This window comes from Proteus genomosp. 4 str. ATCC 51469, assembly GCF_003144375.1.
Classification (GTDB): domain Bacteria; phylum Pseudomonadota; class Gammaproteobacteria; order Enterobacterales; family Enterobacteriaceae; genus Proteus.
Window position 1 is genome coordinate 95,344 of the sequence record NZ_PENV01000001.1, and the last position, 18,574, is coordinate 113,917.

Genomic DNA, 18,574 nt, shown 5'->3' on the forward strand with positions numbered 1-18,574 from the left:
CTATCTTTTACTGTGTGATGTTATCAATATGTTATTTGCAATAAATAACAATCTACCGTCTCATTGCTGTTACATCAACGTTTATCAGTAGAAAAACACGCTGAATATTCGACAAGCTGTTCGCGAGTTAGCATAAAGACACCAAGCCCACCATTATCAAACTCAAGCCATGTAAACGGAACGTCTGGGAATTGTTCGATAAGATGAACCATGCTGTTTCCTACTTCACACACAAGAACACCTTTTTCACTTAAATATTCAGGCGCTTTTAGTAAAATTTGGCGTGTAATATCAAGACCATCAATACCTGATGCCAATGCTAATTCTGGTTCAACTTGGTATTCATCTGGTAAATCACCCATATCTTCAACATCAACATAAGGCGGATTCGTCACAATAATATCGTAAGGCGTTGGAACAATAGCGTTAAATAAATCAGATTGCATTGGGTAAACACGATGAGCCAGACCGTGGTTTTCAATATTAAATTCTGCCACTTCCAGAGCATCTACAGAAATATCAACCGCATCCACTTCTGCATCTTCAAATTCATGAGCACATGCAATGGCGATACAACCACTTCCGGTACATAAATCAAGAATACGTGTTGGCTCTTGCTGGATTAAACCATCAAAATGGTTATTGATTAATTCACCAATAGGGGAACGAGGAATAAGTACACGTTCATCAACATAAAATTCATGACCGCAGAACCAAGCACGATGAGTTAAATAAGGAACAGGGATCTTTTCCTCAATTCGACTTTCAATCAGAGTAATAATTTCCATTTTTTCAGAGGTTGTTAATTTAGTCGATAACAGCGCATCTGGAATATCTAAAGGAAGTGCAATAGTTGGTAATACAAGCTGTAATGCTTCATCCCATGCGTTATCTGTGCCATGACCATAATAAATGTCAGATGAATTAAACTGACTCATAGCCCAACGTAGCATATCTAGGATAGTGCTTAAATCAGCAACTGCTTCCTCTTTTAATGTTATATCCAAAATGGTTGTCCTCTGAAGAAATAGAAAGTCTGTAGTTTGCCATGAAGATGGTGATAAATCAGCGGGAAACCGTAAAAAAACATAACAACGTTATCACTACGCCTTATATCAACACACTTATTATGGTTTTATACTTCAGTCATAGAATAAAAAGCAAAACATACGAACCATTTAAAATTAAAATTTGATATTTTATACTTTTAATTTAACTTTCATTAGCAAGAAATTAAAAATGAACCATACTTAATACATGAAAGAATTAACTGTATACCAATATGCGCCTAGAGATGTTTTTCATTCAATGTGCAGTCACTTGATAACAAATACATAATTTTTGAAAACTCTTTTTGATATCTTTTTATCTTAGTTTTACCGCAAGCTTAAGATATAAAAAAGTTTATGTTCCACAGATATTCTGAGCAACGCAATTTGTTAATCACCTCGTATTTGCTAGCTATGTGACTATTTCGGCAGGGTAGATACCCTGCCTTTTTTTATGCAAAATTTATAACCTATACTTTTTTATCTCTGACACTATTTCATGTACTATTGCCTTATAAAAACAGTAACACTATGAAGAATCATAAAAAATGAATAAAAAATTTTCACTGTCACCTTCTGAAATTGAGTTATTTCAGGAAATGATAAAAGGTACAAAGAAATTACCTCAAGATAAAATACTTCACTCACCAAAACGTAAAAAAGTGACACACTACGCTATTGAACGTTTGCAACAAGAACAAGTTGATGCTTCATATTATTTTTCTGATGAATTTCAACCTAATTTAGCGACAGAAGGCCCTATGCGCTACCTAAGAGAAGGCGCAAATGCTTATGAGTTGAAAAAACTACGTCGTGGCGATTATGTTCCTGAGTTTTTTCTAGATTTACATGGTTTAACGCAACTAATTGCCAAACAAGAGATTGGTGCTTTGATTGCAGCCTGTAGGCGAGAGCACGTTTACTGTGCTTGTATTATGCATGGACATGGCAAACATATTTTAAAACAACAAACACCACTTTGGTTAGCACAGCACCCAGATGTCATTGCATTCCATCAAGCCCCAAAAGAATGGGGAGGTGATGCCGCGTTATTAGTGTTAGTCGAAAATGATGATATTGCCCGTCGTTGACGTATCAGTTATCTCAAGCATTAACCCTTAAATCACCCAAATGGTGAAATAAGGCGTTAATTATTTTTATTGAACTAATTTATTTCAATGTTGAGGGTGAGACTTGCCATAGCAACTCCCCAGCACCTTTTGACAAATCAAAATCAACACAAGCAATCGTTGATGTTGAAAACATAGGCGCACACACTGCAGGGCACAATTCAGCCACAACATAGCCGACTAAAGGCAAATGGGATATAACCAAGATATTTTGATATCCTGTATCTCCTAAAGCACGTAAATAATGTGCAATATGTGAAGGATTACCACCAGGAATAAGCCCTTCGTCGGTTTCTATTTTGCTTGGTAGCGCTAAATCTGTTTTTACAGCCTCTAATGTTTGTTGAGCTCGTAAATAAGGGCTAACTAAAACATAATCGATAGGATGTCCTTGCGTTGTCATCCATTCAGCCATCTTTATTGATTCACTTCTTCCACGCTCAGTCAGTGGTCGTAGTGCGTCGCTAGCAGCATCAAGCGCTGCTTCTCCATGGCGCATAATAAAAATTTGCATAGTAAATTATTAAACCTATTTTATTTTTTGTAATTACTGGCATTAACGTTTTTAAGATAATTAATCTAATCAAGATAAAATGAATATATTCTTATATCAAATCGCCAATGTCCTAATTGCAATTGCATAATTCACCTATTTAAAATCATGCCATTGTTTTACAAATTTCATGTCATTTTTCAGGATTTTATTTTAAAAAACTTCATTTTTAAATTTATTTTCAAATAACTATATTGCCATATCTGGCTATCATTAACACTTTCGACCCTTTTTTCCATTAAAAATTCATCAATTATTAATCTGACGCAAAAAGTACAAGAAAAAAGGCGCCTAAGCGCCTCAATCGAAACAAGTGTCACAAAAGGAAAATGCAATGGTATAGAGGTTTAATTAGTCATAAAAACGTTCATTTCGTTTAGCCATTTCAACTAATCGTTCACAAGGACGATATTTTTCACCATATTTATCAGCAAGTTGATTAAGTTTTTCTGCTACTTTTGTTGTTCCCATGCTATCCATATAACGGAAAGGTCCACCAAAGAAAGGAGGGAAACCGATACCAAAAACAGCACCAATATCACCATCACGCGGTTGTTTTATAATATTTTCATCTAAGCAACGAACCGCTTCATTTAGCATCAATAACAAACAACGTTCTGTGATTTCAGAGTAAGACAATTGGCTTTTGGGTTTAATTTGTAAAAGACGATAAATAGTAGGATCGGGCTGTTTTTTATTTTTTCTAAATGAAAAAGGCAGAACATGTTTCGTATAAAGGTAAAAACCTCTGCCATTTTTACGCCCTTTTCTATCATCAGCAATAATGGCATCAACAGCAGGTGGAGAAGCAAATCGTTCACCAAATGCATTCACTAATATTGGTGTTATTTTTGTACCAATATCGATACCAACTTCATCCAATAACTGAATAGGCCCTACAGGAAAGCCAAACTGAACGAGTGCGTTATCAATATTTTCAATCGGTTCACCCTGTACTAAACAGGTCAATGCTTCACTAATATAAGGAGCTAGAATACGATTAACATAGAATCCGGGTTTATCACCTACAACTATCGCAACCTTACCTTGCTTTTTAGCGAAAGCCACCGTTGTTGCAATAGTTTTTTCGTTAGTTTTTTCATGTGGAATAACTTCAACTAATGGCATTTTTTCTACAGGGCTAAAATAGTGAAGCCCAATCACTTTTTCTGGATATTTCGCTGTCTTTGCAATTTCATGAATAGGTAATGAAGATGTGTTAGATGCAAAAATAATTTTACCTTTCCCCACATCTTCAATATCTGCCACCATTTTCTGTTTTAAAGCAAGATCTTCAAACACTGCTTCAACAATAATGTTGGATTGATGAAAACCGCTGTAATCCAATGAACCAGAAAGTAAGCTCATTTGGCGTTGACGTTCACGTGCAGATAATCTTTTTTTACTGACCTTGGCCGAAAGCGCCTTCCAACTATAATTTAAGGCTTGAGCAATTCCCTTATCGCTAATATCTTTGATCCTTACAGGTAAATTGCCCTTTGTGGCAGTAACAAAAGCAATACCGCCCCCCATTAATCCCCCACCTAAAATACCGATGTGATGCAAACTATCTGGTTTTTCAGATGATCCTGTCTCATTTTTAAGTGTTGTTGAAGCAAAAAAGAGATGTCTTAACGACGATGAAACTGGTGTCATCGCTAACTCACCAAAAGCAGTTGCCTCTTCTTTAAACCCTGTTTGAATATCTTTTTCGAGTCCACGCTCTATTACATGCAAAATACGTTCAACTGCAGGATAATGCCCTTTTGTCTTAGCTAATGCTCGTTTTTTCGCTTGCCCAAAAAGTATATTTCTCCCTAATGTGGTATTTGCCCAGAAACGATCCATGATTGAATGTTTTTTCTGCTCTTTTTTACCCGACAAAATCCATTTTGCTGCAACATCTAATAAAATATCTTGTGAAACAACATCATTAACAAGACCTAATTTCAACGCTCGTTTAGCATTGATTTGTTTACCTGTTAAAATTAAATCTAACGCCGACGTCACACCAATAAGACGAGGTAAACGCTGAGTTCCCCCTGAGCCGGGCAATAAACCAAGTTGCACCTCAGGAAGCCCTAAACGTGTTTTGTTATTATCCGAACAAATTCGTCCATGGCAGGCCAATGCTAATTCAAGTCCCCCACCAAGACATGCACCATTGATAGCTGCAACAACGGGTAATGGGTAATTTTCAAGTTGGGTAAAAAGGTCTTGTCCTGCTTTTGCGAGTGCACTTGCTTCTTCTTTTGTTTTGCAACCCGCAATCATTGAGATATCAGCGCCAGCAATAAAACTATCTGCCTTACCTGATGTGATAATTAATCCTTTTACACCAGAATGTTGTTGCGCTTGTTTCAAAACATCTTGGAACTGCTGTACAAATTCAGCTTTTAAGGTATTCACTTTTTCGCCGATAACATCAATTGTTATAACCCCGACTTTATCGTTACGAACTGAAAATTGGAAAACGGAAGGTTTTTCTAGTGTTGTTTGTTGTTCCATTATTCCACCTCCAAAATCATAGCTGCACCTAATCCACCAGCCGCACATGCGGTCGTTAACCCAAACCCACCACCTCGGCGTTTAAGCTCATGGAGCGTCTGTGTCACCATTCTTGCCCCAGTTGCTGCAAATGGGTGTCCATAAGCAATAGAACCACCTAGCACATTAAATTTATCCATATCCACCTCTCCAATTGCCTTAGATAATCCTAATTGCTCTTTAGCAAATCGTTCACTCGCAAATAACGTCAAATTACTCAACGTTTGCGCAGCAAAAGCTTCATGCATATCAATTAATGTTAGATCACTCAAAGAGAGGCCTGCGCGAGAAAGCGCAAGTGGCGTGGCATAAGATGGTCCTAATAACATATCTTTCCAGACATCTGTTGCAGTAAACGCATAACTACGTAGATAACCAATCGGTTGATAACCTAAGCTTTTTGCAACTGACTCTTTCATCATTAATACTGCGGCTGCGCCGTCCGTTAATGGCGTACTGTTTGCAGCAGTAACACTACCATGGCGACGATCAAAAGCCGGTTTTAACTTGGCGTAAGAATCAAGAACGGAGTTTTTACGAATGTTGTTATCTTGATGGAAACCTTCTTTGTAAGGCGGGAAAAAAGCGGTCATTACCTCATTATCTAGTTTTCCCATTTCCCATGCTTTAGTGGCTAATTGATGAGAACGATGTGCTAATTCATCTTGAGCAACTCTAGAAATATGATAAGTCTTTGCCATTTGCTCAGCGGTATCTCCCATACGTAATCCCGTTGAATACTCAGCCACAGCAGGAGCAACAGGAAGAAGATCACGAAACCGCAATTGACTTAAATAACTTAAACGCTGGCCTAATGATTTTGCTTTATTAAGACTTAATAAGACATCCGCTAATTTTTTACTGACACCAATTGGTAAAACTGATGATGAATCTGCGCCACCCGCAATACCAACAGAAACATGCCCTGCCATCATGCTTTCAGCAACATTTGCAATCGCTTGAAAACTTGTTGCACATGCTCTTGTAACGCTGTAAGCGTCTGTTTTTACACTTAAGCCAGCACCCAGTACAATTTCTCTGGCAATGTTCGGTGCTTCTGGCATTTGAACCACTTGTCCGAAAACAAGTTGATCGATAATTTCGGGAGGAATTTCATTGCGAGTCACTAATTCTTGAACCACTGAACGCCCTAATTCAACCGCAGGTATTCCTCGATACGCAGTCGCTTGTTTAGCAAAAGGTAAGCGTAGCCCGCTGACAATGGCGATGCGATCTTTCATAGCACTGTTCGTTGATGACTTCATAACGGCTCCTGACAAAATGAGTTCCTAACACCAAAGAGGTCTGACCTGACAATAGTGTTAACAAAAATTTCACCTATCAGAAACATCATTTTATGAGAAGTGGGAGTTAGCGCGCATTATTTCGATAGAATGTCTGAAACCCAACAATAACGATAGAAAGGATAAAAAACACAATGGTGGGCAATAAAAAAGGCTGTTGAATTTCAACAGCCTTAAATCTATTTATTTTCAGCGGATTAACGTAATCCTAACTGGAAGATCAGGTTTTCTGCTTCACACGAAAATGTAAAATCAGCAGTAAGTTGAACACCACCATCTACATCAGCAAATTGTTGATTAATTTTGCAAGGCTCTGAAGCGATAGATTGTGCTTTTGCACTGAGTTGATCCAACATTGCTTGCGCTTCTACTTTATCAGCGAAGACATGCTGATATGACGCAGTGCAATTTTTATTGTCAATAATAGTACCCACATCTACACAACAGCAAGCAGCGGTTTCTTCTGCACTACAACGATTAATTGCGTCTGCCATTTTAGTCTCCCAACGAAAGAAATGTTAATTATCTATCATAATTGCAAAAAAATAAAATAAACTGCTTTAGCTCAAATTATCTTACAATTTTACAAAAATAATTGATTATTCTGTTTATTTAACAATCAAAAATATCTTTATTGGGATGTTTTGTGAAAATAATGTTAAGTAAATCCCAATTATTAAATCAAAACGGCAATATTTGTAAAACATACTTGCAACATTTAGGGTGTTCAACTTTATACTTAAACAACTGGTCTGATTTGTCATAGCGACAACCGCACCTAAAATCCAGCGCTTCTAATCAGAAGTAACAACTTAAAAAAATTATGAGGGTTTAGGTCATGAACCGTAAAAACCTGTTTACCCGCACAGCACTAGCTGCCTTGGTAGGTGTTATCTCCTCTCAAGCAGGCGCTGCCGGTTTTCAGTTAAATGAATATTCTACTTCAGCACTAGGGCGTGCATTTTCAGGAGAAGGCGTTATTGCCGATGACGCAAGCGTAGGTAGCCGTAATCCAGCTGCACTCACTATGTTTGATCGTCCTGAATTCTCTGTTGGTGCTATCCATATTAACCCAAGCGTCGACATTAAAGGTAAATCTCCACTTACAGGAACTAGCACTAATGCTGGTGATATCGCACCAAGTGCATTAGTCCCTAATATCCACTTTGTTGCCCCTATTAATGATAAATGGGCGATTGGTGCCTCAGGCACAACAAACTTTGGCTTAGCGACTGATTTTAAAAAGGATTATGCTGCTGGTATTATCGGCGGTAAAACTGATTTAAAAACCATGAACTTAAACTTAAGTGCAGGTTATCGTGTTAATAACCAATTTAGTGTCGGCTTAGGATTAAATGCCCTTTATGCTGATGCTGAAATTACCCGCCATGCTGGTGAACTACCTGGAATGCTTGGTCTTCCTGTATCACCTTCAGCGAGAGTTGCTCAACTTAAAGGTGATGCTTGGGGCTTTGGTTGGAACGCCGGTCTATTATATGAATTTGACGAAGGTAACCGAGTTAGTTTCACTTATCGTTCTAAAGTTAAAGTGAAATTTAAAGACGGTGAATACCAAAACGATCTACCACCACTGCCTGCACTTGATGCGATGGGTATTATTGGCACCAACGGCGAAACCATTAAAGGTAAACTTGATCTTAACTTACCAGAGATTTGGGAATTTGCCGCTTATCACCGTGTTGCACCAAAATGGGCGGTTCACTATAACTTCGCTTACACAAGCTGGAGTACGTTTGAAGAGTTAAAGGCCACACGTAAAAGTGATGGTCAACAACTGTTCAGGAAAGAAGAAGGCTTCCGTGATGCATGGCGTGTGGCTTTAGGTACAACCTATTATCACGATGATAACTGGACATTCCGTACCGGTATCGCTTTCGATGATAGCCCAGTCCCTGCTGATAAACGTTCTATCTCTATTCCAGACCAAGATCGTTTCTGGTTAAGTGCGGGTACAACCTATGCATTTAACAAAGATATGTCTGTTGATGTTGGCTTAGCATATATGCACGGTAAAAAAGTCACAATCAAAGAGAAACTGGCTGAAACACCACTTTCCCCTACCTATGAATTCGAGTCATCAGGTAAAGCATGGTTATACGGTATGAACTTTAATTACCGTTTCTAATTTCTCACTGTGCTTTTTATACAAAAAATGGTCTTTTTTAAGACCATTTTTTATTTATTCATCAAGCTAACAAAGATAATAAACTAATCGATAGAATCTAAGTCATCTTCAATCGCTTTCGCGTTAGGGTTCTCTTTTACCGTACCAGCTTTGAAGTCATTACTCTGGAAGTAAGCTTCACGCATCATTAAGTAAGGATCAGACGAATTTTGCAAAATAGCATCAGAATCGAGCAATTGTGCCCGTGTTTCAATGCCTTCTAATGCCCACTTACCTGCTGACATCCAAAACGTTAAATAACTCAGCATAGGATACGTTAAGTCAGCCCAGTCACCACCCTCTTCACGGACAGTGAAGCTACCATAGCCCGGAACAACCACATAAGGGCCATAATCCATACCATAATGACCTAACGTGCTACCAAATCGCATTGGGACTTCTTTTTCCATCGTTTCTTTAGACATACCCGCGACATCTATTAAGCCACCCATACCAAAAACGGTATTAATCCAGAAACGACCAAAGTGTTTCGCACCTTTCTCAAAGTCACCACGCAATATGCTATTCACCATACTTGCAGGCTCTTCTAAGTTACCTAAAAAGTTAGATAAGCCATTTCTTGCTGGTGGTGGCACATAATCACGCCAAACAACCGCAACAGGGCGTAAGATATAGGGATCTAAAACATAGTAGTTAAAATCAAACATCTGGCGGTTGAACCCTTCCAATGGGTCAGAGCGCCCCTCCCCATTATTAGGGGTACTTGCACATCCTGAAAGTAAGGCGACTGAAAGAGCAACACCGCACAGGCGATACTTCATAATGTTCTCCGCTAATTATCTTATGATGGACAGCATCATAGTTCGCATATTCATAAACTCCACACATAATACTGTCAATGCATGATAAGTGGTACTTTTATTAGGTGTTGATCTTATAAGATAATTCGGTTTTTGTGATTATCTTATTGAGCTGATGTAAAATATTAGCCCAATATTATGGGCTAATATAAAAATCTATGATGTTATTTAATTATATTCTTTTATCACTAATCGCTCTTCTGGAACAGGGTACGAAAAATGCTCTGTAATAAAATCAAACTCTACTTCTGTGGTTTTAAACGGGTTCTCATCTGATTGATTACGTAAAGATAATCGTTTTTTACACTCAGCACTTTCTACTTTCAAAACATGAAATAAATAGGGCATTCCCGTATTATCAGCTAATGATTTTAACCATTGTCGTTGCTTCGCTGTATTCGCCGGAAAATCCATAATAACGGTATTTCCAGCTTTAAGAAGAACTGCAATATGTTCGCTTAATACACTCTTCACTAACTCACTTTTTTCAATATAGTCAGTTACTGTCTTTATTTGATTTGGATAAAGTCGCGATAACCATTCATCTTCATTGATTAATACCGTTCTTGGTGATTTAGCAAATGATTTTGCTAACGTTGATTTACCAGAAGCAATTTTTCCACAGAAAAAATGCAAACAAGCATCAGAAGATAACTTTAATAAATCAGTACCATAAGAGTTATCGATAACACAAAGCCATTGGTCATTAATAAGTTTAAAAACATAAGTAGCTTCTCTTACCGTATTAAACTTTCCTTCATTTGGCATATTTGCACTTAAAAGTGTTTGTGCTAAAACAAGCGCACAATCTTCACCAAAAATAACTTTTACTTTACCTTGAGAAACTTGCAGTGAGTGATTAAAAAATTCAGCAATCGCCATAAATACTTTTTTCAGTGAAGGCTTACCAGAAACATGCAAATCATCTTTAACCACCAACGTGCCATTTTCAGTATAAAAGTTCATTAAATACTCAAAATTTTCGTCAGTAATAGCTTGATCTGCATTTGCAATTAGTTGTGTTAGCGATTGGGTATGTTGTTCAACTTCTTGTGGAGTAAACATTTTTTATCCTTATCTTTTCTTTGTACCAGATAAGGAGTTTAAAATAAAAAAACCCGCTTATCTGGCGGGTTCTTAATACAACCAATCCCCACCACTAAGTGATGGTAATAATAATTGCTGGAGAGGTTGTAAAATATGACATAAAAATAAACCTTATAAATAGACTAAATAGAATCTAGCAGTAATTTATTTTTTAAACAAGAATATATTTTTAAAACCAAACCAATAAATTAATTGATGTTTAATTTACCTTTGAATATAAAACTGTTTTATTTAACTGTTATAGATAAATAATTATTTGCTCTCATATTGGCAACAACATGATGTTTTCCCAGATAATTTGGCTTCTTGAATAGGTGGACAAGGTACTGTTCCATAAGAACAAAATACACAACAGTCTCCTTCAAGGGGTTTTAATAAAGCATGACAATGTGTGCATTCATAAAACCATTGGCAAGCATCCGTTGGCATTGTTTCCATTTTTTTCGTATGACAATGCGGGCAAGTGATTTCTGACATCAAGTTAATCTGATTATTTGACATTTTATTTCCACATAAATTTCTAAACATCATCTTTGTTGTTTAGAATACGCTCTTTTTATTTTTCAATAGCGTATAAAATCAATAAATTGTTTATTTATCTATCACTTATTAATCGAATACTTGTTGTTTTATTGCTGAAATATCCACTTCTTCTAAATACTGAACAATATTAGGGAAAAAAAGCTCATGATAGCCATACTCTTTTTTTCTTAATTCAGTAATTGCTTGCTCTTTTGTCCAATTTTCGAAGATTAATCGATACATTGCTATGATAGTTCCTGTACGATCACTACCATGCCAACAATGCACCAATACTGGCCCAGACGTACTTTTTATTTTGCGCAATACCGCAATAATATCCTCATCCGTTATTCTACCTGCGTTCATTTTTACTTGAAAAGCTTCTAGTTGCGTGTTCTTTACATCATCACTATCACTATGATATTCACGTAAATTAATAATCGTCTTTATGCCTTGGGTTTCCAACCATTTCATCTCACCCGGCGTTGGTTGCCCTGAACGATAAACTTTTTCTGAAACTTGGTAAAAGTTTTCAGGCGGCACAAGAATATCAGTTGGCCTTGAATTACATCCCACCAGCAGAAAAAAACAAACAATAAATAAAAATTTTAAATAGCGAATATCATTAGTTGATTTTATATCCATATAAAAACCTAAATTTATTGTTGGTTATTGAATGAGGAAGTAAAACAATAGCGATAATAGCCTGAATTGATAAGCGTGGCTCTAAGAATAATTTCTAAAATGACCGAATGGGCAATAGATGGCGTTCCCTACAGGAATCGAACCTGTAACTAGCCCTTAGGAGGGGCTTGTTATATCCATTTAACTAAGGGAACATACGTAATGGGGGTAATGTATGACTAATGGATGGGCTGTATTTTACCTCCCTCACTCTCTATTAATCAAGTTTTAACGCACTGATATTGGAAGGAATTTTTTTGTTTCTTTTTTGAACAGTGAAATTTACCTTAAAAGGGAATAATAAATACCATCATCAATGATTGTGTTTATTCTTATATATAACTGTTTTACTAAAATTCTTTCAATTGCTTCAAAAATAATTTCGGTGAGTATCCCATCTCTTTATTAAACATTGCACTAAAGGCACTCGGATTCTCATATCCTAATTCTAAAGCAATTTCGGTAACTGAATGACCTTTCTTTAACGCCGTTAATGCATACATTAAACATGCTTTTTGACGCCATTCTCGAAAAGAAAGTCCTGTTTCCTTATGAAATAAACGCGTAAAAGTGCGTAGACTCTTATTTAACTTTTCAGCCCACATTTCTGGCGTAGTACGAATATTCGGTTGTGACATAAATTCAGTACACAACCCATCTAATAAAGCATGTTGCGGTAATGGCGTAAAATAAGGTAATGGTTTGGCCTGAGCTAATTCATGACAAAGTAACGTTAATAAAGCGCTATCTCTCCCACCTAAATCATAAAGTAAAGGGAGTTCATTGGCTGAAAGTAATAGCTGATGGAGCAAAGGAGAAACGTGTAAAACCTCACAATATTCTGAATGGCGAGGAATTTTATTCGGCTCAATATAAAGGCTATAAGTACTGCTACCCAACATTAGTACTTGATGTACCTTTTCTGCAGGTATCCACACACCACTGTAAGGTAATACAATCCATTGGCCATCTTCTGTTTTGACTTTCATTACGCCATTGGGTGCATATAAAAATTGGGCTCGCCGATGATGATGTGCTTCAAGTAATGTGTCATAAGGATAATCAGAGCCTAATGCTAAAATATCACGAGGAAGATGATCCACACTGTTAATATCGATATTACGCATAATATTAAAATTGTCCTAAATTCATATAAACTTGTCATTATCGCGTGGGTAAGCCATCGTTTTATTCTATATTGTTAATCTCCTGACTCAACAGGAGATTTGAAATGACACTCTGGCTGATTTCTTTTGGTTTAATTTCAGGCATCACAACATGGCTATTTGGCTTTGGCGGTGGTTTTGTCACTGTTCCCTTACTCTATACACTTATTCTGACGCTCTGGGGAATAGACAGTTTACCTGCCGAACATGCTATGCAAATCGCAGTTGCCACCTCTGCATTAATTATGTTGTTTTCTGCAACAGTCACAACCATTAAACACCATAAGGCAAAAAGGCTTGATTGGCATATCATGTTCATCCTTTTTATTGGGATTGCGTTTGGGGGGATCTTAGGTGCCCTTCTCGCATTAACCGTTGAAGGTACTTGGATCAAATGGATCTTTATTGGTTATCTCTTTGTCACTATTTTAGATTGCTATTTTCGCCCTGGTTTTATGGCACCGACTCACAACGCAAAAAAGGTAACCAAAGCACAAGAAAGCATTAATGGCACTGTGATTGGTATTATTGCCGCTTTTTTAGGGGTTGGCGGAAGTGTAATGACAGTTCCTCTATTACGTCGTAGAGGTACACCAATGGCACAATCTGCAGCAATGGCAAATGCCTTAACCTTACCTTTAGCTCTCACTGCAACATTCACTTATGTCGCACTTTCCTTTGCATCACCTTTAAATAGTGAATCTGGCTTTATTGGTTATATTTGGCTAAAGGCAGCCTTTATTCTGATTTGTAGCACATGGATAGGGTTAAAGATCTCTGAGCGCTTTTTATCTCGTATTCCCGATAAATGGCATGCAAGAGTTTATCCCTTATTACTGAGCCTTGTCTTAATCGTTATGTTGTTTTAAATCCTTTCTTTTATATAAAAAAGATAAACAGAAAAACAATTTTGACAACACGCAAACAAAGTGGCTTTCAATATTCAATGAGTCACTTTATTTTTAACATTTGCTTTAAACCTTTTCCTACGCATATTTACTTGGCGTTAATATTATTAAGATGTATAAAACAAAAAACAGCTCTTTTTGACAATCAACATACAGCCCCATAACTATTAGCTTCATTAATTAATGTTTAAACATAATGAATAATAATTTATAGATTGTCTCATTTTTAGTATCAGTTTGATTACGTTTCACTGAGCATTTTCTGCACAAATTATCATCTCTTTATTTTTCTCTTTTATTCGTATTTATCATCAAAATAATAAGTTAGCTATTTTTTACAAAATATATTTTAAGAAGAAACTGGATTTAAATAACGCTAAAAAATATTATTTAGTTTGATTTTTAAATAACAAATTAATTACAATAACGTTGAAACTCGATATATAAATAATTATATATCGATAGGTTTTTTTGTCAATTATTTATTGTATTTAATCATATATTTAAAATACACTTTAATAAAATAAATTAATGTCGTAAGTAAGTGAATTTAAAAGAAGTAAGCATTAATGCCACAGCCTCGAAGATCCTCTCTTTCTCCTCAAAATCTTTATAATACGAGTTAATAGAAGAAAATAATTATCATTTGATTTTGTCTATTTTAGTTAATTTATTTTGTGACATTTATTAACGTCTTATTCTCTATTATTTATTATTTACAACTAACTCATCACTTATGGATTAATAAACTGGAGACGCCTTCAAATATTTATTTAACCGTCTGTATATAATATTTAGCTATAAGAAGAAACTGGAGGTTATATGAGTATTAGTCGTCGTTCTTTCATTAAGGGGATGGGGATAGGATGTGTGGGTTGTACTGTGAGTAGTTTACCACCGGGTGCACTTGCATTTAATCCTGTAGATTCTCTTAAGGGTCAGTCAACATTAACACCAAGTCTATGTGAGATGTGTTCTTATCGTTGTCCTATAGAAGCTCAGGTTGTTAACAATAAAACTGTATTTATCCAAGGAAACAGAAACGCAGAGCATCAAAGTAGCCGTATTTGCGCCAGAGGTGGAAGTGGCGTTAGTCTGGTTAACGATCCAAACCGTATTGTCAAACCCATGAAACACAAAGGCCCTAGAGGTGCAGGTGAATGGGAAGTCATAAGCTGGGAACAAGCCTATAAAGAAATAGCTGAAAAGATGAATGCTATAAAACAAAGCTATGGAGCTGAAAGCATCTCTTTTTCATCTAAGTCAGGATCGCTTTCTTCTCACCTTTTCCATTTAGCGGCCGCATTTGGTTCTCCAAATACATTTACACACGCAACTACTTGCCCAGCAGGTAAAGCCATTGCTGCATCCGTTATGATGGGTGGTGATCTTGCAATGGATTTAGCGAACTCTAAATATATTCTCTCTTTTGGTCATAACCTTTATGAGGGCATTGAAGTTGCTGAAACGCATGAATTAATGACAGCACAAGAACGTGGTGCAAAATTAGTCAGTTTTGATCCTCGTTTATCTGTCGTTTCAAGTAAAGCAGACGAGTGGTTCGCAATCCGCCCTGGTGGCGATTTACCTGTTCTAATGGCGATGTGCCATATCTTAATTAAAGAAGATCTCTACGATAAAGAGTTTGTTGAGAAATTTACGGTAGGTTTCCCACAATTAAAAGAAGTTCTACAAGATACAACCCCTGAATGGGCTCAAGCACACTCAGATGTTCCCGCTAAAGATATTGCTCGTATCGCTAGAGAAATTGCAGCAAAAGCTCCTCATGCACTGATTATGCCAGGTCACCGCGCGACCTTTAATAAAGAAGAGATCAATATGCGCAGAATGATCTTCACCTTCAATGCCTTACTAGGCAACATTGAACGTGAAGGTGGTATGTATCAGAAAAAGGCAGCAGCAAAATACAATAAATTAGCAGGTATTAATATTGCTCCTGAATTGGCAAAACCAAGTGTTAAAGGTATGCCTGAAATTACCGCAAAACGCATTGATGCAACAGCGCCCCAATTTAAATATATCAATAAAGGCGGCGGTATTGTTCAATCCATTATCGACTCAACATTAGAAGGCGTACCATATCAAACAAAAGCATGGATTATGTCTCGTCATAACCCATTCCAAACAGTCAGTTGCCGTCCTGAGTTAGAAAAAGCAGCACAGAAGTTGGACTTAATTGTTAGTTGTGACGTGTATTTAAGCGAAAGTGCCGCTTATGCCGATTACCTTTTACCTGAATGCACCTATTTAGAACGTGATGAAGAAGTTGCTGATGTTTCAGGTTTAAATCCCGCTTATGCATTACGCCAGCAAGTTGTCGAACCTATTGGTGATACCAAACCAAGTTGGTTAATTTGGATGGAATTAGGTAAAGCGCTGGGATTAGAAGCTTATTTCCCTTGGGAAAACATGGGGGTAAGGCAGCTTTATCAAGTTAATGGTAGCGAAGCGCTATACAAAGAGATGCATAAAAAAGGCTATGTCTCTTATGGAATTCCATTATTGTTACGCGAACCTTCTTATGTAAAAGCTTTTGTTGAGCAATATCCAGAAGCCATCAAACATGTTGATAGCAATAACACAATGGAAAAAGCGCTCTCATTTAAATCACCAAGTGGCTTAATTGAAATCTACTCTGAAGAATTAGAAAGCCGTTTAGAAAATTACGGTATTCCTCGCTTCCACAACTTCCCATTAAAAGAAAAAGATGAGCTTTATTTTATTCAAGGCAAAGTCGCCGTTCATACTAATGGTGCAACACAATATGTACCGTTATTAGCTGAATTAATGTGGGAAAACCCAGTTTGGCTTCATCCAGAAACAGCAAAAAACCACGGTATTAAACATGGTGATGAAATCATTCTGGAAAACAATATAGGCAAAGAAAAAGCACACGCTTTAATCACTGAAGGTATTCGCCCTGACACTGTATTTGTTTATATGGGTTCGGGTGCAAAAGCGGGTGCAAAAACAGCAGCGACTACAACAGGTGTTCACTGTGGCAACTTATTACCTCATGAAATTAGTCCTGTATCGGGTACTGATGTGCATACATCAGGTGTCAGAATTAGTCGTGCTTAAGGAAAAAAATAACGATGAACAATAATGATAAACAATTTGTCATGCTACATGATGAAAAACGTTGCATTGGGTGTCAGGCCTGTACTGTTGCGTGTAAAGTCATCAATGACATTCCTGAAGGTTTCAGCCGACTTCAAGTTCAAATTCAAGGCCCACACAACGATGAAGCGGGTGATCCACATTATCAATTTTTCCGTGTTTCATGTCAGCACTGTGAAGATGCACCTTGTGTTTCTGTTTGCCCAACTGGCGCCTCTTTTATTGATGAAAATGGCATCGTACAGGTAAAAAAAGAGTTGTGTATTGGCTGTGATTATTGCGTTGGTGCCTGTCCTTACCATGTTCGTTATATCAACCCAATGACGCATATCGCAGATAAATGTAATTTCTGCTCAGATACTCGATTAGCTGAAGGTGAATTACCTGCGTGTGTATCGGTATGCCCAACGGATGCACTTGCTTTTGGTCGTATCGACTCGCCTGAAATTCAGGCTTGGATCAAACAAAAATCCGTTTATCAATACCAGTTAGATAATGTCGGAAAACCAAGTTTATTCCGTCGTAAAGAAATCCATCAGGGGGATAAAGCATGACTAGTATCTGGGGAGCAGAACTCCATTATACGCCAGATTATTGGCCTGTATGGTTAATGGCGGCAGGTTTATTAATCGTTGCTATGATAGCCATTTTAGTTATTCATGGCTTGCTACGCTATGCCCTTGCACCAAAACATTCAGGCCATTACGAAGAAGAGCGTGTTTATTTATATTCTAAAGCGATCCGTTTTTGGCACTGGGGTAATGCTTTATTGTTTATCCTATTATTACTAAGTGGCTTTTTAGGGCATTTCTCTATCGGAAATGTCACTTCAATGGTGCTATTACATAAAATCTGTGGTTTTGTACTTATCGCGTTCTGGATTGGTTTTATTCTGATTAATCTAACAACCAGTAACGGTGTACATTACAAAGTAAGATTTAATGGGTTAATTGGCCGTTGTATCAAACAAGCTCGCTTTTACCTCTATGGCATAATGAAAGGTGAACCACATCCTTTTGCTGCAACTGAAACTGATAAGTTTAACCCTCTTCAACAACTTGCTTACTTAGGTGTGATGTTTGGTTTAGTGCCACTGTTACTTGTTACTGGATTATTATGTTTATACCCAGAAGTACTTGGCTATGGCTATTGGATGTTAAAAGCACACTTAGTTTTGGGTATTGTGGCATTAATGTTTATTTGTGCTCACTTCTATTTATGTACATTAGGTGACACTTTTACACAGACATTCCGCAGTATGGTTGATGGTCATCATCGCCACCAAAAACATGATACTCATGGTTCAGTAACTAAAAAAGCAGAGCATTAATCCCCTCTGGTTACTCCTTACAGAAAGATTATTATCTAAAATGCCCGTATAAACGGGCATTTTTTTGATCTTAATTCAGAAACAATTTCATAATCTTATTATTAGCAAATATATCATTTTATTTACA

The 18,574-nt window shown here is 37.0% G+C and carries 16 protein-coding genes and 1 tRNA gene; 6 read left to right on the top strand and 11 right to left on the bottom strand.

What is annotated here, in order from left to right; translation table 11 throughout:
• Positions 1-74: 74 nt before the first annotated feature.
• A complete protein-coding gene (gene prmB, locus DK866_RS00430) occupies positions 75-1,007 on the bottom strand; it encodes a 50S ribosomal protein L3 N(5)-glutamine methyltransferase (RefSeq protein ID WP_109407279.1) in 933 nt (310 codons plus the stop codon).
• A 590-nt stretch (positions 1,008-1,597) separates the two neighbouring features.
• Between prmB and smrB the strand changes: the two genes are divergently transcribed.
• On the top strand, positions 1,598-2,140 hold the full coding sequence (gene smrB, locus DK866_RS00435) for an endonuclease SmrB (RefSeq protein ID WP_109407280.1): 543 nt from the start codon (positions 1,598-1,600) through the stop codon (positions 2,138-2,140).
• 79 nt (positions 2,141-2,219) lie between these two features.
• Here the strand turns inward: smrB and sixA are convergent, their stop codons facing one another.
• The 4 genes from sixA to DK866_RS00455 all read right to left on the bottom strand — a co-directional run bounded on the left by sixA (position 2,220) and on the right by DK866_RS00455 (position 7,077).
• Positions 2,220-2,693, bottom strand: coding sequence for a phosphohistidine phosphatase SixA (sixA, locus tag DK866_RS00440; RefSeq protein WP_109407281.1), 474 nt, complete (start codon positions 2,691-2,693; stop codon positions 2,220-2,222).
• 390 nt (positions 2,694-3,083) lie between these two features.
• On the bottom strand, positions 3,084-5,240 hold the full coding sequence (gene fadJ / locus DK866_RS00445; RefSeq protein WP_109407282.1) for a fatty acid oxidation complex subunit alpha FadJ: 2,157 nt from the start codon (positions 5,238-5,240) through the stop codon (positions 3,084-3,086).
• The gene (gene fadI, locus DK866_RS00450; RefSeq protein WP_109407283.1) at positions 5,240-6,544 is read right to left on the bottom strand and encodes an acetyl-CoA C-acyltransferase FadI; all 1,305 of its coding nucleotides are present in this window, start codon (positions 6,542-6,544) and stop codon (positions 5,240-5,242) included. The genes fadJ and fadI overlap by 1 nt, the downstream gene beginning before the upstream one ends.
• Positions 6,545-6,780: 236 nt before the next feature.
• Positions 6,781-7,077, bottom strand: coding sequence for a YfcZ/YiiS family protein (locus DK866_RS00455; RefSeq protein ID WP_082151772.1), 297 nt, complete (start codon positions 7,075-7,077; stop codon positions 6,781-6,783).
• Positions 7,078-7,421: 344 nt separating this feature from the next.
• Between DK866_RS00455 and fadL the strand changes: the two genes are divergently transcribed.
• Positions 7,422-8,729: a long-chain fatty acid transporter FadL gene (gene fadL, locus DK866_RS00460; RefSeq protein WP_109407284.1), complete on the top strand. Its 1,308-nt coding sequence runs from the start codon at positions 7,422-7,424 to the stop codon at positions 8,727-8,729.
• Positions 8,730-8,812: 83 nt separating this feature from the next.
• On the opposite strand, the gene mlaA is transcribed toward fadL, so the two are convergent.
• The 6 genes from mlaA to DK866_RS00490 all read right to left on the bottom strand — a co-directional run bounded on the left by mlaA (position 8,813) and on the right by DK866_RS00490 (position 13,029).
• Positions 8,813-9,550 carry a phospholipid-binding lipoprotein MlaA gene (mlaA, locus tag DK866_RS00465; protein WP_109407285.1) on the bottom strand — a complete coding sequence of 246 codons (738 nt, stop codon included), beginning with the start codon at positions 9,548-9,550 and terminating at the stop codon, positions 8,813-8,815.
• Between the two features lie 207 nt (positions 9,551-9,757).
• Complete coding sequence (locus tag DK866_RS00470; protein ID WP_244179626.1) at positions 9,758-10,654, bottom strand: AAA family ATPase; 897 nt, start codon at positions 10,652-10,654, stop codon at positions 9,758-9,760.
• A 294-nt stretch (positions 10,655-10,948) separates the two neighbouring features.
• The gene (locus DK866_RS00475; RefSeq protein ID WP_109407286.1) at positions 10,949-11,197 is read right to left on the bottom strand and encodes a GDCCVxC domain-containing (seleno)protein; all 249 of its coding nucleotides are present in this window, start codon (positions 11,195-11,197) and stop codon (positions 10,949-10,951) included.
• A 108-nt stretch (positions 11,198-11,305) separates the two neighbouring features.
• The gene (locus DK866_RS00480) at positions 11,306-11,863 is read right to left on the bottom strand and encodes a fused DSP-PTPase phosphatase/NAD kinase-like protein (RefSeq protein ID WP_109407287.1); all 558 of its coding nucleotides are present in this window, start codon (positions 11,861-11,863) and stop codon (positions 11,306-11,308) included.
• 119 nt (positions 11,864-11,982) lie between these two features.
• Positions 11,983-12,057: transfer RNA gene (locus tag DK866_RS00485), tRNA-Arg, on the bottom strand.
• Positions 12,058-12,252: 195 nt separating this feature from the next.
• Entirely contained in the window at positions 12,253-13,029 is a 777-nt protein-coding gene (locus tag DK866_RS00490) for an AraC family transcriptional regulator (RefSeq protein ID WP_109407288.1), read from the bottom strand.
• Positions 13,030-13,133: 104 nt separating this feature from the next.
• Here DK866_RS00490 and DK866_RS00495 point away from each other — a divergent pair, with 104 nt between their 5' ends.
• The 4 genes from DK866_RS00495 to phsC all read left to right on the top strand — a co-directional run bounded on the left by DK866_RS00495 (position 13,134) and on the right by phsC (position 18,447).
• Entirely contained in the window at positions 13,134-13,937 is an 804-nt protein-coding gene (locus tag DK866_RS00495; RefSeq protein ID WP_109407289.1) for a sulfite exporter TauE/SafE family protein, read from the top strand.
• A gap of 861 nt (positions 13,938-14,798) precedes the next feature.
• Entirely contained in the window at positions 14,799-17,078 is a 2,280-nt protein-coding gene (phsA, locus tag DK866_RS00500; protein WP_109407290.1) for a thiosulfate reductase PhsA, read from the top strand.
• Positions 17,079-17,092: 14 nt separating this feature from the next.
• Positions 17,093-17,671 (top strand): 4Fe-4S dicluster domain-containing protein, encoded by a 579-nt coding sequence (locus tag DK866_RS00505; protein WP_109407291.1) that lies wholly within the window; start codon positions 17,093-17,095, stop codon positions 17,669-17,671.
• Positions 17,668-18,447, top strand: coding sequence for a thiosulfate reductase cytochrome B subunit (phsC, locus tag DK866_RS00510; RefSeq protein WP_109407292.1), 780 nt, complete (start codon positions 17,668-17,670; stop codon positions 18,445-18,447). Before DK866_RS00505 ends, phsC begins: the two co-directional genes overlap by 4 nt.
• The last annotated feature ends 127 nt before the right edge of the window (positions 18,448-18,574 follow it).

Bases quoted from the DNA above. Each gene is read 5' to 3' on its own strand.
- smrB (WP_109407280.1), top strand. From the start codon at position 1,598: ATGAATAAAAAATTTTCACTGTCACCTTCTGAAATTGAGTTATTTCAG.
- sixA (WP_109407281.1), bottom strand. From the start codon at position 2,693: ATGCAAATTTTTATTATGCGCCATGGAGAAGCAGCGCTTGATGCTGCT.
- fadJ (WP_109407282.1), bottom strand. From the start codon at position 5,240: ATGGAACAACAAACAACACTAGAAAAACCTTCCGTTTTCCAATTTTCA.
- fadI (WP_109407283.1), bottom strand. From the start codon at position 6,544: ATGAAGTCATCAACGAACAGTGCTATGAAAGATCGCATCGCCATTGTC.
- DK866_RS00455 (WP_082151772.1), bottom strand. From the start codon at position 7,077: ATGGCAGACGCAATTAATCGTTGTAGTGCAGAAGAAACCGCTGCTTGC.
- fadL (WP_109407284.1), top strand. From the start codon at position 7,422: ATGAACCGTAAAAACCTGTTTACCCGCACAGCACTAGCTGCCTTGGTA.
- mlaA (WP_109407285.1), bottom strand. From the start codon at position 9,550: ATGAAGTATCGCCTGTGCGGTGTTGCTCTTTCAGTCGCCTTACTTTCA.
- DK866_RS00470 (WP_244179626.1), bottom strand. From the start codon at position 10,654: ATGTTTACTCCACAAGAAGTTGAACAACATACCCAATCGCTAACACAA.
- DK866_RS00475 (WP_109407286.1), bottom strand. From the start codon at position 11,197: ATGTCAAATAATCAGATTAACTTGATGTCAGAAATCACTTGCCCGCAT.
- DK866_RS00480 (WP_109407287.1), bottom strand. From the start codon at position 11,863: ATGGATATAAAATCAACTAATGATATTCGCTATTTAAAATTTTTATTT.
- DK866_RS00490 (WP_109407288.1), bottom strand. From the start codon at position 13,029: ATGCGTAATATCGATATTAACAGTGTGGATCATCTTCCTCGTGATATT.
- DK866_RS00495 (WP_109407289.1), top strand. From the start codon at position 13,134: ATGACACTCTGGCTGATTTCTTTTGGTTTAATTTCAGGCATCACAACA.
- phsA (WP_109407290.1), top strand. From the start codon at position 14,799: ATGAGTATTAGTCGTCGTTCTTTCATTAAGGGGATGGGGATAGGATGT.
- DK866_RS00505 (WP_109407291.1), top strand. From the start codon at position 17,093: ATGAACAATAATGATAAACAATTTGTCATGCTACATGATGAAAAACGT.
- phsC (WP_109407292.1), top strand. From the start codon at position 17,668: ATGACTAGTATCTGGGGAGCAGAACTCCATTATACGCCAGATTATTGG.